Source organism: Streptomyces macrolidinus (assembly GCF_023887685.1).
GTDB classification, from domain to species: domain Bacteria; phylum Actinomycetota; class Actinomycetes; order Streptomycetales; family Streptomycetaceae; genus Streptomyces; species Streptomyces macrolidinus.
Genome location: NZ_JAMWMR010000014.1, coordinates 91,852 through 105,699 on the forward strand (window position 1 = coordinate 91,852; position 13,848 = coordinate 105,699).

Genomic DNA, 13,848 nt, shown 5'->3' on the forward strand with positions numbered 1-13,848 from the left:
CATGGAGAACGACACAACCGCGCCCGACCCCAAGCGGCGCACCACCGAAGGCTGGCCGCTCACCGCCCGCAGGCTGTTGACCCGTCGCGAGGTCTCGGCCGACGGGCGCGCTGTCTTCGGCGCGGGCGATCCGGCGTGGGAGGGCTTCTACCGCGGGCGCTGGGCGCACGACAAGGTGGTTCGCTCCACCCATGGCGTCAACTGCACGGGGTCCTGCTCCTGGATGGTGTACGTCAAGGACGGCATCATCACCTGGGAGCACCAGGCCACCGACTACCCGTCGATCGGCACGGACTGTCCCGAGTACGAGCCTCGTGGCTGCCCGCGCGGTGCGTCGTTCTCCTGGTACACGTACTCGCCCAGCAGAGTCCGATACCCGTACGTCCGGGGCGCGTTGCTGAAGCTGTGGCGCGAGGCGCGCCAGCGGCTCGGCGATCCGGTGGCGGCCTGGGCCGAGATCACCGGTGACCCGGCGAAGGCCCGCGCCTACAAGCGGGCGCGCGGCAAGGGCGGGCTGGTGCGCGCCGACTGGGACGAGGTCGCCGAGCTGGTGGCCGCCGCGCAGGTGCACACGATCAAGGCGTACGGCCCGGACCGGGTGGCGGGGTTCTCGCCGATCCCGGCGATGTCGATGGCGTCCTTCGCCGCGGGCGCCCGCTTCATGTCGCTGATCGGCGGCACGCTGCTGTCGTTCTACGACTGGTACGCCGACCTTCCCGTGGCCTCCCCGCAGGTCTTCGGCGACCAGACGGACGTTCCCGAGGCGGCCGACTGGTGGAACGCGGGCTATCTGGTGATGTGGGGTTCCAACATCCCGGTGACCCGCACGCCCGACGCGCACTTCCTCACCGAGACCCGCTACAACGGCACCAAGGTCGTCGCGGTCAGTCCCGACTACGCCGACAACGTGAAGTTCGCCGACGAGTGGCTCGCCCCGCATCCGGGCACAGACGGCGCGTTGGCGATGGCCATGGGGCATGTGATCCTGCGCGAGTTCCTCGTGGACCGTGAAGTGCCGTACTTCCGGGACTACTTGCGCACGTACACGGACGCACCCTTCCTCGTGACGCTGCGTCAGCACGGGGAGCACCTGGTGCCGGACGGCTTCCTGACCGCCGCGGATCTCGGGGACAGCGGTGAGCACGCCGAGTCGAAGACGGTCCTGCTGGACGGTGCCACGGGTGAGCCGGTCGTCCCGAACGGTTCGCTCGGCTTCCGCTGGGGTCCGGAGGGCGAGGGCCGCTGGAACCTCGATCTCGGGGATGTCGTACCGGAGTTGAGCCTGCTGGAGCGGGCCGAGGACCGGGTGACCGTGGCGCTGCCCCGGTTCGACGAGGGTGCCACGGAAGGCGGTTCGGCGCTGGTCCGCGGTGTTCCGGTCCGCCGGGTCGGCGGCCGTCTCGTCACCACGGTCTTCGATCTGATGCTGGCCCAGTACGGTGTGGGGCGCCCGGGTCTGCCGGGTGCCTGGCCGTCCTCGTACGACGACGCCGAGCAGCCGTACACCCCGGCCTGGCAGGAGACGATCACCTCCGTCCCGGCCGCGCAGGCCGCGCGGATCGCCCGTGAGTTCGCCCGCAACGCCGAGCGCACACAAGGCCGTTCGATGATCGCAATGGGCGCGGGCACGAACCACTGGTTCCACTCCGACACCATCTACCGGGCGTTCCTCGCGCTGACGACGATGACCGGCTGCCAGGGCGTCAACGGCGGCGGCTGGGCGCACTACGTCGGCCAGGAGAAGGTCCGCCCGATCACCGGGCTCCAGCATCTGGCCTTCGCCTTCGACTGGCAGCGCCCCACCCGGCACATGGCCGGCACCTCGTACTGGTATCTCGCCACCGACCAGTGGCGCTACGAGGCCTTCGGGCCCGACGAGTTGGCGTCTCCGCTGGGGGCGGGCCGCTTCCGGGGCAAGGCGTTCGCGGACTGTCTCGCGCAGGCCGTCCGGCTGGGCTGGACGCCCGGCCACCCCGGCTTCGACCGCAACCCGCTCGACCTCGCCGACGAGGCCGCCGCGCGGGGGCGGCCGGTCGCCGAGCACATCGTGGACGAACTCACGGCGGGGCGGCTGAAGTTCGCGGTCGAGGACCCCGACAACCCCGCCAACTTCCCGCGTGTGCTGACGGTGTGGCGGGCCAATCTGTTCGGCTCCTCGGGCAAGGGCAACGAGTACTTCCTGCGTCATCTCCTCGGTACCGACAGCGCCGTACGCGGCGCGGAGGCGCCGCCCGAGGCCCGTCCGAAGGACGTGGTGTGGCGCGAGGAGGCGCCCGAGGGCAAGCTCGATCTGCTGGTCGCGATGGACTTCCGGATGACCTCCACCGGTCTGCTCGCCGATGTCGTCCTGCCGGCCGCGACCTGGTACGAGAAGGACGATCTGTCGTCCACCGACATGCACCCCTTCGTGCACGCCTTCACTCCGGCCATCGCCCCGCCCTGGCAGGCGCGTACGGACTACGACACGTTCCTCACGATCGCCGACCGGTTCAGCGAGCTGGCCGCCGAGCACCTCGGCACCCGGACCGACGTCCTGGCCGTGCCCCTGGCGCACGACACTCCCGACGAACTCGCCCAGCCCGGCGGGGTCGTTCGCGACTGGCGGGCCGGGGAGTGCGCGCCGGTCCCGGGCCGCACCATGCCCAAGTTGGTCACCGTCGAGCGGGACTACGCGGCCGTCGCCCAGAAGATGCGTGCCGTCGGCCCCCTGCTCGACACGCTCGGGACGACCACCAAGGGCGTCACGGTCCGACCCGGCCGGGAGATCGAGGATTTGCGGCACCGCTGCGGCACCGTCCGCGAGGGGATCGCCGAGGGCCGTCCCTCGCTGGCCACCGCCAGCGACATGTGCGAGGCGATCCTGGCCCTGTCCGGCACCACCAACGGGCGCCTGGCGACCGAGGGGTTCAGGGAGCTGGAGCGGCGCACCGGCAGCGAGGGGCTGGCCGCGCTCGCCGCCGAACGCGAGGCCGAGCGGATCACCTTCGCCGACACCCGCACGCAGCCGCGTGCCGTCATGACATCGTACGAGTGGTCGGGCTCGGAGACCGGCGGGCGCCGCTACTCGCCGTTCGTCATCAACGTCGAGCACAAGAAGCCCTGGCACACCCTCACCGGCCGCCAGCACTTCTTCGTCGCCCATGACTGGATCGCCGAACTCGGTGAGCAACTGCCGGTCTACCGGCCGCCGTTGAACGCACCGCGGCACTACGGCGACGAGCACCTGCACGACGCGGGCCGCGCCGAGGTGACCGTCCGCTATCTGACGCCGCACTCCAAGTGGTCGATCCACTCCGAGTACCAGGACAACGCCTATATGCTCGCGCTCTCCCGCGGCGGGCCCGTGATCTGGATGTCCACCGCCGACGCCGAGAAGATCGGCGTACGGGACAACGAATGGATCGAGGCGTACAACCGCAACGGCGTCGTCGTCGCCCGCGCCGTGGTCACGCACCGGATGCCCGAGGGCACGGTGTACATGTACCACGCCAAGGACCGCACGGTGAACGTCCCGAAGGCCGAGGTCACCGGGCGGCGCGGCGGCGTCCACAACTCCCTGACCCGGCTGCTGCTCAAGCCCACCCATCTCGCGGGCGGCTACGCGCAGTTCACCTACGCCTTCAACTACTACGGCCCGACCGGCAACCAACGCGACGAGGTCACCGTGATCCGGCGTCGCTCGCAGGACGTGGAGTACTGACATGCCCCGTGGCGAAGCCACTATCGGACACGTGATGGCACAGATCGCGATGGTGATGAACCTCGACAAGTGCATCGGCTGTCATACGTGTTCGGTCACCTGCAAGCAGACGTGGACCAACCGGCCCGGCGTCGAGTACGCCTGGTTCAACAACGTCGAGACCAAACCGGGTGTCGGCTATCCGCGCCGCTACGAGGACCAGGAGCGCTGGAAGGGCGGCTGGACGCTCGACGCGAAGGGCAGGCTGGTGCTGCGCTCGGGCGGCCGGGCCGAGCGGCTGCTGTCGCTGTTCGCCAACCCCGATCTGCCGGGCATCGAGGACTACTACGAGCCGGTGACGTACGACTACGACAACCTGGTGAGCGCGCCCGCCGGACCGGACGCCCCGGTCGCCCGCCCCCGCTCGGCCCTCACCGGCGAGCCGACGGCGATCACCTGGGGCGCCAACTGGGAGGACGGTCTCGGCGGTGCCCCCGAACACGCGGGCGGCGACCCGAACTTGACTGGCGAATGGGCGGAGCGGGTGCGGTTCGAGTTCGAGCAGACCTTCCTGTTCCATCTGCCGCGGCTGTGCGAGCACTGCCTCAACCCGGCCTGTGTCTCGGCGTGTCCGTCGGGCGCGATGTACAAGCGGGTCGAGGACGGCATCGTCCTGGTCGACCAGAACCGCTGCCGCGGCTGGCGGATGTGCGTGACCGCGTGTCCGTACAAGAAGGTCTACGTCAACCACGCCACCGGCAAGGCCGAGAAGTGCACCTTCTGCTTCCCGCGTATCGAGGCGGGCCTGCCCACCGTGTGCTCCGAGACCTGTGTCGGACGGCTGCGCTACCTCGGGCTGCTGCTCTACGACGCCGACCGGGTCGGCGAGGCGGCGGCCACCCCCGACGAGCGGGACCTGCTGGAGGCCCAGCGGGGCGTCTTCCTCGACCCGCACGACCCTGAAGTCCGGGCCGCCGCACGGGAGTCGGGCATCCCCGAGGACTGGCTGGACGCCGCCCGCCGCTCCCCTGTGTACGACCTCGTGTCGCGGTACAAGGTGGCGCTGCCGCTGCATCCGGAGTACCGCACCCTGCCGATGGTCTGGTACGTCCCCCCGCTCTCCCCGATCCTCGACGCCGTCAGCGGGGCGGGCGGTGACCAGGACGACCCCGACCATGTCTTCGCCGCCGTCACCCGACTGCGCATCCCCCTCGACTACTTGGCGAACCTGTTCACCGCCGGGGACACGGACATCGTCGCCGGGGTGCTGATGAAGCTCACCGCACTGCGCTCGTACATGCGCGCACGCTCGCTGGGCGAGGCGGGCGACGAGGCCGTCCTCAAGGCGGTCGGCCTCACCGCACGGGAGGGCGAGGACCTGCACCGGCTGCTCGCGGTGGCCAAGTACCGGGAGCGGTACGTCGTTCCGGCCGCCCACCAGGAGGACGCCGCCGCGCTGACCGCCCTGGAGAACCGCTGCCCGGTGGAGTCCTCCGGCGATCCCGGGTCCGCCGGGGGCCGCCGCGTCATGCTCGGCATCCCCACTCAGCGCCACCGTCCGCCCGACGCATCCACCGGAGAGCACGCATGAGTCCGCGGCCCGCCCCCGACCGCACCCGTCTGCGGGCAGCCGCGCGCCGCCCGGCCCGGCTCACACCCGAGGAGGCCGAGGAACGCGCCCTGCTGCTCCGGCTGTGCTCACTGCTGCTGCAGTACCCGGACGCCGAACTGGCCACCGCCCGGCCGGTGTTGACCACCACCGTCGAGGCACTGGCGCCGTCCCCGTCGGCCGAGCACCTGGCCGCCTTCACCGCCTGGTTCACCGACCAGGAACCCCAGGCCCTGGAGCGGCACTACGTCGAGACGTTCGACCTGCGCCGCCGGAGCAGCCTCTACCTCACCTACTACCTGCACGGCGACACCCGGCGCCGCGGCATGGCCCTGCTCGCCCTGGCCCAGCGCTACCGGGCCTCGGGTTGGGAGAGCGCCGGCGGTGAACTGCCCGACCACCTCCCGGTCGTCCTGGAGTTCGCCGCCCTCGCCGGGCACCGCACAGGCGAGGCACCGCTGCGGCAGCACCGACGGGGCCTGGAGCTGATCCAGCACGCGCTGACCGACGCCGATTCGCCCTACCGGCACGTCCTCTCCGCGCTGCTCGCCCTGTTGCCCCCGCCCACCGAGGCGGACCTCGCGGCCGTGGCCGAACTGGCCGCGCAGGGCCCGCCGCAGGAGGACGTCGGCCTCGACCCGTACGGGGCAGGTGAGTTCGCGCCGCCGGGCACCTTCGTCCCGCCGCACCCGGCCCCGCCCACCCTCATGCCGCCCCTCTCACCCCCGGAAGGCCCCCGATGAGCACCACGGGACACCCCTTGGCCGCCGCGAGCGGAGGCGATCTGCTGCTGTGGGTCGCCGTCCCCTACATCTGTCTGGCCGTGTTCGCCGTCGGGCACGTCTGGCGCTACCGGCACGACCAGTTCGGCTGGACCACCCACACCAGCCAACTCCTTGAGCACCGCTGGCTGCGCTGGGGCAGCCCACTGTTCCACCTCGGCGCCTTCATGGTGATCGCCGGGCATGTGGTGGGCCTGGCCGTGCCCGCCTCCTGGACCGAGGCCGCCGGAATCGGTGAACACGCCTACCACACCACGGCGGTGTGGGCGGGCTCGGTCGCGGGCACCGCCATGGTCGCCGGGCTCGGCATGCTGTGCGCCCGCCGCCTGTTGACCCGGCGGATCCGGCTGGGCACCGACCGCAGCGACAAGCTGCTCTTCCCGCTGCTGTCGGCCACCGTCCTGCTCGGCATCGCGGCCACCGCCGCGCACAACCTCGTCGGCCCCGGCTACGACTACCGCGCCACCGTCTCCGTCTGGTTCCGCGGGATCTTCGGCCTCCAGCCACGGCCCGAGGCGATCAGCGACGCCCCGCTGCTGTTCCAGCTCCACGCGCTGACCGCCTGTCTGCTCTTCGCGGCCTGGCCGTTCACCCGCCTCGTCCATGTGTGGAGCGCCCCGATCGGCTATCTCGTCCGCCCCTACCTGGTCTACCGGAGGCGTGCCACGACCCCGCCGCCCGTCTCGCGCGGCACCGCGGCCTCCGTGCCCCGGGCCGATCACCTGTAGCGGAACCGTTGCCGTACGGCCTGAAGTCCCCCACACCGACCGCATAGTGTGTGGTGCCCACACAGCATCATCGTGTGTGGTGCCCACACAGGTTCATCCCAGGGGGAGTTCACACCATGCGACCCATACGCCCACTCTTCGCCGCCCGCCGAGAAGGGAGCGTGCGCCGTCGAACCTCCCCCGTGCTGGCGGCAGTCGGCCTCGCCGCGGCGCTGACGTTCACCACGACCGCGTGCGGTCCGGACGGCGACGCCGACGCGGAGGGCAAGCCCGCCCCGGTGGCGTCCACGGCGGGCAACGACAAGATCAAGATCCCGGACGAGCTGAAGCAGAAGCTCAAGGAGCACGGGATCGACATCGACAAGTGGAAGAACGGCGCCTGGAAGAACTGGGACAAGGACGACTGGCTGCGCGAGGCGGACGAATACATCAACCCGATCATCAAGGGCCTGTGGGACCCGGACCGGATGCGCCGGGCCGAGGACCCGGACAAGGACAAGGGCGTCGACGACAACGACCTCTCGGGCGACCAGGGCGTCACGGATCCGACCCCTGTCCCGGTGAAGGCACGGGCCGTCGCGGCGTCGTACCACCAGAACGCGCCGACGGCCGGCAAGGTGTTCTTCGACTCCCCCAAGGGCACGATGGTCTGCTCCGCGACCGTCGTCCAGGACCCGGCGCACCCGGGCAAGTCCAACCTCGTGTGGACCGCCGGTCACTGTGTGCACGCCGGCAAGAAGGGCGGCTGGTACCGCAACATCGCGTTCGTGCCGTCGTACAACAACTCCGGTAAGCCGACGGCGGCGTTGAAGAGCGCGCCGCGGGAGGAGATCGCCCCGTACGGCGTCTGGTGGGGTGACTGGGCCCAGACCTCGGACCAGTGGATCGAGCAGGGCGGCGAGACCGGCGGCGACGGCGCGGCGTACGACTACGCCGTCATCCATGTGACGCCGGAGAAGGGCGGCGACGGCAAGTCCCTCGAGGAGACCGTCGGTTCGGCGCTTCCGGTGAACTTCAACGCGCCCGCCGTGCCGAAGGCCGCCAGTATCACGGCGACCGGCTACCCGGCGGCGGCGCCGTACGACGGCCAGACGCTCTACCAGTGCCAGGACAAGCCGGGCCGCCTCTCGATCGTGCGGACGGACCCGACGATGTACCGCGTCGGCTGCACCATGACGGGCGGCTCGTCCGGCGGCGGCTGGGTGGAGACGGGCGCGGACGGCAAGCCCGCGCTGGTCTCCAACACCTCGATCGGCCCGGTGCAGGCAGGCTGGCTGGCCGGTCCGCGGCTCGGCCCGGTGGCCAAGGGCGTCTACGACTCGGTCAGCAAGAAGTTCGCGGGGCGGTGACGCTGCCGCTCGATGCGTGACGCTCGACGACCTTGAAGCGTGACGCTCGACGCTCGACGCGCTCGATGCGTGACGCCTGACGCGCTCGACGCGCTTGATCCGTGAAGAAGGCCCGTCCCTCGGGGGCGGGCCTTCTTCGTGAGCGGGTGGTGGGTCAGAGCGCGGCTGCGGGCGTGTACGGCGCCAGTTCCGCGGCCAGTTCCTCGTGCACCCGCGCCTTGAGCAGCGTGCCCTCCGGGGTGTGCTCCTCGGAGATCACCTCGCCCTCGGAGTGGGCGCGGGCCACCAGTCGGCCGTGCGTGTACGGCACGACGGCCTCGATCTCGACCGAGGGCCGCGGCAGCTCGGCGTCGATGAGCGCGAGCAGTTCGTCGATGCCCTGGCCGCTGCGGGCCGAGACGACGATGGAGCGCTTCTCGTTGCGCTGGAGCCGCTGGAGGACCAGCGGGTCGGCCGCGTCCGCCTTGTTGATCACGACGATCTCGGGGACATCGGTGGCGCCGACATCCCTGATCACCTCGCGCACGGCGGCGAGCTGCTCTTCCGGCACCGGATGCGAGCCGTCCACCACGTGCAGGATCAGGTCGGAGTCGCCGACCTCCTCCATCGTGGAGCGGAACGCCTCGACCAGGTGGTGCGGCAGATGCCGGACGAAGCCGACGGTGTCCGCGAGCGTGTACAGCCGCCCGCTCGGGGTCTCGGCCCGGCGCACGGTGGGGTCCAGGGTCGCGAACAGCGCGTTCTCGACCAGGACGCCCGCGCCGGTGAGGCGGTTGAGCAGGGAGGACTTGCCCGCGTTGGTGTAGCCCGCGATGGCGACCGAGGGCACCTTGTGACGGCGGCGCTCCTGGCGCTTGATCTCGCGGCCGGTCTTCATCTCCGCGATCTCCCGGCGCATCTTCGCCATCTTCTCGCGGATCCGCCGCCGGTCCGTCTCGATCTTGGTCTCACCGGGACCACGGGTCGCCAGGCCGCCGCTGCCGCCGCCCATCTGCCGGGACAGCGACTGACCCCAGCCGCGCAGCCTCGGCAGCATGTACTGCATCTGCGCGAGCGCGACCTGGGCCTTGCCCTCACGGGACTTGGCGTGCTGGGCGAAGATGTCGAGGATCAGGGCCGTACGGTCGATGACCTTGACCTTGACGACGTCTTCGAGGTGGATGAGCTGGCCGGGGCTCAGCTCACCGTCGCAGACGACCGTGTCGGCGCCGGTCTCGAGGACGATGTCCCGCAGCTCCGTGGCCTTGCCGGACCCGATGTAGGTCGCCGCGTCCGGCTTGTCACGGCGCTGGATCACACCGTCGAGCACGACCGCGCCCGCGGTCTCCGCGAGGGCCGCCAGCTCGGCGAGGGAGTTGTCCGCGTCCTGCACGGTCCCCGAGGTCCACACCCCGACGAGCACCACGCGCTCCAGGCGGAGCTGGCGGTACTCGACCTCGGTGACGTCCTCGAGTTCGGTGGAGAGGCCCGCGACACGGCGCAGCGCCGCCCGCTCGGAGCGGTCGAACTGGTCGCCGTCCCGCTCTCCGTCGATCTCGTGGCTCCAGGCGACGTCCTCTTCCATCAGGGCATCGGCCCGAAGACCCTCGGTGGTGGTGCGCGCGAAGCGCTTGGTGTCCTGGGAAGGGGAAGAAGAGGAGGTCATTGGGTCCTTACGTCGAAGGGGTTCCGTTGGCGGTGACGAGCCGCGAGCCGCTGCGGGCCTGCGGGACTCGTCTCCTGTGACAACGCTCGGGTACCCCCGGAGATTCCCGGTCACCCCGGCCCCGCGGGCCGCGTCGCCGACCTGACGATGGTCGCACGGCACGGCCCGTCTCGTCATCCGGGTTACCGCCGCACGGGGGGCGGCGGGGTGGCGCTGCTCTTCCAGTCCGGGTGCCCCGGCATCGGCGGGGTCTTCCTGCCGTGGAGCCAGCCCTCGAAGAACGCGCTCAGGTCGCGCCCCGCCGTCCGGGACGCCAGGCGCTCGAAGTCGGCGGTGGTCGCGGAGCTGTCGCGGTGCAGCCCGACCCAGGCCCGCTCCAGCCGTTCGAAGGCGGGGGCGCCGATCTCCTGGCGCAGCGCGTACAGGACGAGCGCGCCGCCGTCGTACACGTTGGGGCGGAAGATGCTGATCTTCTGGCCGGGCTTGGGTCCCTTGGGCGCCGCGGGAGGGCCGCCCGTGACACGCCAGTAGTCGGAGAGGCCGTACGCCGCCTTCATCCGCTTCTCCATGGGGCGGTGCGCGGTCTCCTGGACGTACAGGGACTCGTACCAGGTGGCGTGTCCCTCGTTGAGCCACAGGTCGGACCACGTGTGCGGGGAGACGCTGTCACCGAACCACTGGTGGGACAGCTCGTGCACCATGAGCGACTCGACGTACCACTTCGGGTAGGCGGGCTCGGTGAACAGGCGCTTCTCGAAGAGGGAGAGCGTCTGCGTCTCGAGTTCGAACCCGGTCTTCGCCCGGACGATCAGCAGCCCGTAGCGCTCGAAGGGGTACGGGCCGACCTTGCTCTCCAGCCAGGCGACCTGCCCGGAGGTCTTCTTCAGCCACGGCGCGAGGGCCTCGCGGTCCTGGGCGGGGACGACATCGCGCAGGGGCAGCCCGTGCGGCCCCTGGTGTCGCGTCACGGCGCTGCGGCCGATGGAGACCTGGGCGAGTTCGGTGGCCATGGGGTGGGCGGTGCGATACGTCCAGGTGGTGGACTGCGCGGCGCGCCGGACCCCGGCCGGGAGGCCGTTCGCCACGGCCGTGTAGCCGTTCGGCGCGGTGACGCGGATGGTGAACATCGCCTTGTCGGAGGGGTGGTCGTTGCACGGGAAGACCAGGTGGGCGGCGTCGGCCTGGTTGGCCATCGCCAGCCCGTCGTCGGTCCGTACCCAGCCGCCGTCCCTGCCCTTGGGGGACACGGGGTCGCTGGTGTGGCGCACGGTGATCCGCAGGGTGCCGCCCTCGGGGATCGGCACGGACGGGGTGATCACCAGGTCCTCCCCGGTCCTGGTGAAGTCCGCGGGCAGGCCGTTGACGTCCACGGACCGCACGGTGCCGCGGGCGAAGTCGAGGTTGACGCGCTCCAGGGGCTCGGTGGCGCGGGCGAGCACGGTGGTGACGGCGGTGAGCGGCTTGTCGTTGCGGCCGGGATAGGTGAAGGACAGGTCGTACGCGCCCACGTCGTAGCCGGGGTTGCCGAGCGTCGGGAAGAGCCGGTCACCGATGCCCTGGGGGTGGGCGGAGGTGGGGGCGCTCGCGGCGATCAGGCAGACGGAGACGGCGGAGGCGAGCAGGGCCGCCCTGGCACGCCGGGCACGAGGGATCACGGAACGGGGGGTCTGCGGCATGGACCACGGCTACCAGCGCGCACCGGCCCCGCGGTGACGACGCGCGCCGTTCCACCCGAACGAGTGGGTCTCTGGTGGGCTGCCGCCCGAGTGGGTCTCTAGTGGGCTGCCGCCGCCGGGTGTTGGGCCCTGCTCACGTCGAACACGCCGGGGACGTTGCGCATTGCGCGCATCAGGGTCGGCAGGTGGGCGGCGTCGGGGAGTTGGAGGGTGTAGGTGTGCCGGACCCGTTGCTGGCTGGGGGGTTCGACGGTGGCGGAGACGATCGCGACGTTCTCCAGGGCGATGGCCTCGGTGAGGTCGGCGAGGAGATGCGGGCGCCCGAAGGACTCGGCGACGAGCGTCACCCGGCACTCGGTGGTGTCGCCCCAGTGCACGCCGATCTCCGCGCGCCCCGTGCTCTTCATGCACGCCACTCCGGCGCATTCGACGCGATGGACCGTCACCACGCCGCCACGCACGGCGAATCCGGTGACCTCGTCGGGCGGTACGGGCGTACAGCAGCCCGCGAGACGTACGGAGGCGCCGGGCAGATCGACGACCGCGTTGGCGTCGCGCGGGCCGGGCGCGTCCGGGGCGTCCGGAGTGGGGCGCGCGGGAAGCGCCGGTCGGCGCGCGGCGGGACCGGGCGCGCCCGTGTACGCGGCGGCTCCGGCGCGGGGCCGTGCCACACCCGGTTCCGACGCGCCCTCGGCCGGGTCTCCGGGCAGCGGATGCGCCGTCAGCCAGCGCTGGATGGCGATGCGCGCGGCGGGCGTGTGCGCGTGGTCCAGCCACTCGCGGGAGGGCTCGGAGGCCGGGTCCTGGCCCATGAGGAGCTGGACGGTGTCGCCGTCCTTCAGGACCGTACTCAGCGTCACGAGGCGGCCGTTGACGCGGGCGCCGATGCACGCGTGCCCGTCCTCGCCGTACTGGGCGTACGCCGCGTCCACGCAACTCGCGCCCGCCGGGAGCCCGAGCGTTCCCCCGTCGGGGCGGAACACGGTGATCTCCCGGTCCTGGGCCAGGTCCTGGCGCAGCGTCGACCAGAACGTGTCGGTGTCCGGGGCCGCTTCCTGCCATGCGAGGAGCCGGGAGAGCCAGCCGGGGCGGGTGGGGTCGGCGCGCTCGCCGTCGGACGGGTCCTCGGACCCGGGGGCGTAGGGGTTGCCGAGCGCGATCACTCCGGCCTCGGCGACCTTGTGCATCTGGTGGGTGCGGATGAGGACTTCGGCGACCTCGCCGTCCTTGCGCGCGACGGCGGTGTGCAGGGACTGGTAGAGGTTGAACTTGGGGACGGCGATGAAGTCCTTGAACTCCGAGACCACCGGGGTCATGCACGTGTGCAGTTCGCCGAGCACGCCGTAGCAGTCGGCGTCGTCGTTCACGAGCACCAGCAGACGTCCGAAGTCCGCGCCGCGCAGCGGGCCCCGGGTGCGGGAGATGCGGTGGACGGAGACGAAGTGCCGTGGCCGGATGAGGACTTCGGAGGGGATACCGGCCTCGCGCAGGACCGTACGCACCTCCTCGGCCGTCTCGGTGAGCGGGTCGTCGCCGTGCGCCCTGTTCTCCGCGATCAGCTCTCTGGTGCGCTGATAGTCCTCGGGGCGCAGGATCGCGAAGACGAGGTCCTCGAGTTCGGTCTTGAGCGCCTGGACGCCGAGGCGTTCGGCGAGCGGGATGAGCACGTCGCGGGTGACCTTGGCGATGCGTTCCTGCTTCTCGGGGCGCATCACGCCGAGCGTGCGCATGTTGTGCAGCCGGTCGGCCAGCTTGATCGACATCACCCGGACGTCGTTGCCCGTGGCGACCAGCATCTTGCGGAAGGTCTCGGGTTCGGCCGCCGCGCCGTAGTCGACCTTCTCCAACTTGGTGACGCCGTCGACGAGATAGCGCACCTCCTCGCCGAACTCCGCGCGCACCTGGTCGAGGGTCACCTCGGTGTCCTCGACGGTGTCGTGCAGCAGGGAGGCGGTCAACGTGGTGGTCTCCGCGCCGAGTTCGGCGAGGATCAGGGTCACCGCGAGGGGGTGGGTGATGTACGGCTCACCGCTCTTGCGCATCTGGCCGCGGTGCGAGGACTCGGCCAACAGATAGGCGCGACGCAGCGGTTCGAGGTCGGCGTCGGGGTGGTGGGCGCGGTGCGCCTCGGCGACGTGGCCGATGGCGTCGGGCAGCCGGTCGCGGGTGGCGGAGCCGAGCAGGGCGGCCCGGCCGAGACGGCGCAGGTCGATCCGGGGACGGCTCTTCCTGCGGTACACCCCGGGCGTCACGGGGACGGGGGTGGCAGGGTTCGTGGCCTCCGCACTCATTGGGCACCTCCGGCTGCGTGGACCGGTGGACGGAGTGCCCCATGGCAGACACGGCGCGGGGATGGCGACGGTCCCCCGTCCGGGCCGGT

Annotated in this window: 8 protein-coding genes; 5 read left to right on the forward strand and 3 right to left on the reverse strand. The window is 71.4% G+C overall.

What is annotated here, in order from left to right:
* Position 1 precedes the first annotated feature (1 nt).
* The 5 genes from NGF19_RS17235 (at position 2) to NGF19_RS17255 (ending at position 8,147) form a co-directional block, all read left to right on the forward strand.
* On the forward strand, positions 2-3,700 hold the full coding sequence (locus NGF19_RS17235; RefSeq protein WP_252425830.1) for a nitrate reductase subunit alpha: 3,699 nt from the start codon (positions 2-4) through the stop codon (positions 3,698-3,700).
* Position 3,701: 1 nt separating this feature from the next.
* Positions 3,702-5,270 (forward strand): nitrate reductase subunit beta, encoded by a 1,569-nt coding sequence (gene narH / locus NGF19_RS17240; protein ID WP_252425831.1) that lies wholly within the window; start codon positions 3,702-3,704, stop codon positions 5,268-5,270.
* The gene (gene narJ, locus NGF19_RS17245; RefSeq protein WP_252425832.1) at positions 5,267-6,031 is read left to right on the forward strand and encodes a nitrate reductase molybdenum cofactor assembly chaperone; all 765 of its coding nucleotides are present in this window, start codon (positions 5,267-5,269) and stop codon (positions 6,029-6,031) included. The genes narH and narJ overlap by 4 nt, the downstream gene beginning before the upstream one ends.
* Complete coding sequence (gene narI / locus NGF19_RS17250; protein ID WP_252425833.1) at positions 6,028-6,798, forward strand: respiratory nitrate reductase subunit gamma; 771 nt, start codon at positions 6,028-6,030, stop codon at positions 6,796-6,798. Before narJ ends, narI begins: the two co-directional genes overlap by 4 nt.
* A 116-nt stretch (positions 6,799-6,914) precedes the next feature.
* The gene (locus tag NGF19_RS17255; protein WP_252425834.1) at positions 6,915-8,147 is read left to right on the forward strand and encodes a trypsin-like serine peptidase; all 1,233 of its coding nucleotides are present in this window, start codon (positions 6,915-6,917) and stop codon (positions 8,145-8,147) included.
* Positions 8,148-8,301: 154 nt separating this feature from the next.
* Here NGF19_RS17255 and hflX read toward each other — a convergent pair whose 3' ends face one another.
* From hflX to NGF19_RS17270, 3 genes are all read right to left on the reverse strand, one after another.
* A complete protein-coding gene (gene hflX, locus NGF19_RS17260) occupies positions 8,302-9,792 on the reverse strand; it encodes a GTPase HflX (protein ID WP_252425835.1) in 1,491 nt (496 codons plus the stop codon).
* A gap of 182 nt (positions 9,793-9,974) precedes the next feature.
* The gene (locus NGF19_RS17265) at positions 9,975-11,468 is read right to left on the reverse strand and encodes a M1 family metallopeptidase (RefSeq protein ID WP_252425836.1); all 1,494 of its coding nucleotides are present in this window, start codon (positions 11,466-11,468) and stop codon (positions 9,975-9,977) included.
* Between the two features lie 98 nt (positions 11,469-11,566).
* Positions 11,567-13,759 carry a RelA/SpoT family protein gene (locus NGF19_RS17270; protein ID WP_252425837.1) on the reverse strand — a complete coding sequence of 731 codons (2,193 nt, stop codon included), beginning with the start codon at positions 13,757-13,759 and terminating at the stop codon, positions 11,567-11,569.
* Between the last annotated feature and the right edge of the window lie 89 nt (positions 13,760-13,848).

Coding starts and splice junctions, on each gene's coding strand:
- NGF19_RS17235 (WP_252425830.1), top strand. CDS start 2: ATGGAGAACGACACAACCGCGCCCGACCCCAAGCGGCGCACCACCGAA.
- narH (WP_252425831.1), top strand. CDS start 3,702: ATGCCCCGTGGCGAAGCCACTATCGGACACGTGATGGCACAGATCGCG.
- narJ (WP_252425832.1), top strand. CDS start 5,267: ATGAGTCCGCGGCCCGCCCCCGACCGCACCCGTCTGCGGGCAGCCGCG.
- narI (WP_252425833.1), top strand. CDS start 6,028: ATGAGCACCACGGGACACCCCTTGGCCGCCGCGAGCGGAGGCGATCTG.
- NGF19_RS17255 (WP_252425834.1), top strand. CDS start 6,915: ATGCGACCCATACGCCCACTCTTCGCCGCCCGCCGAGAAGGGAGCGTG.
- hflX (WP_252425835.1), bottom strand. CDS start 9,792: ATGACCTCCTCTTCTTCCCCTTCCCAGGACACCAAGCGCTTCGCGCGC.
- NGF19_RS17265 (WP_252425836.1), bottom strand. CDS start 11,468: ATGCCGCAGACCCCCCGTTCCGTGATCCCTCGTGCCCGGCGTGCCAGG.
- NGF19_RS17270 (WP_252425837.1), bottom strand. CDS start 13,759: ATGAGTGCGGAGGCCACGAACCCTGCCACCCCCGTCCCCGTGACGCCC.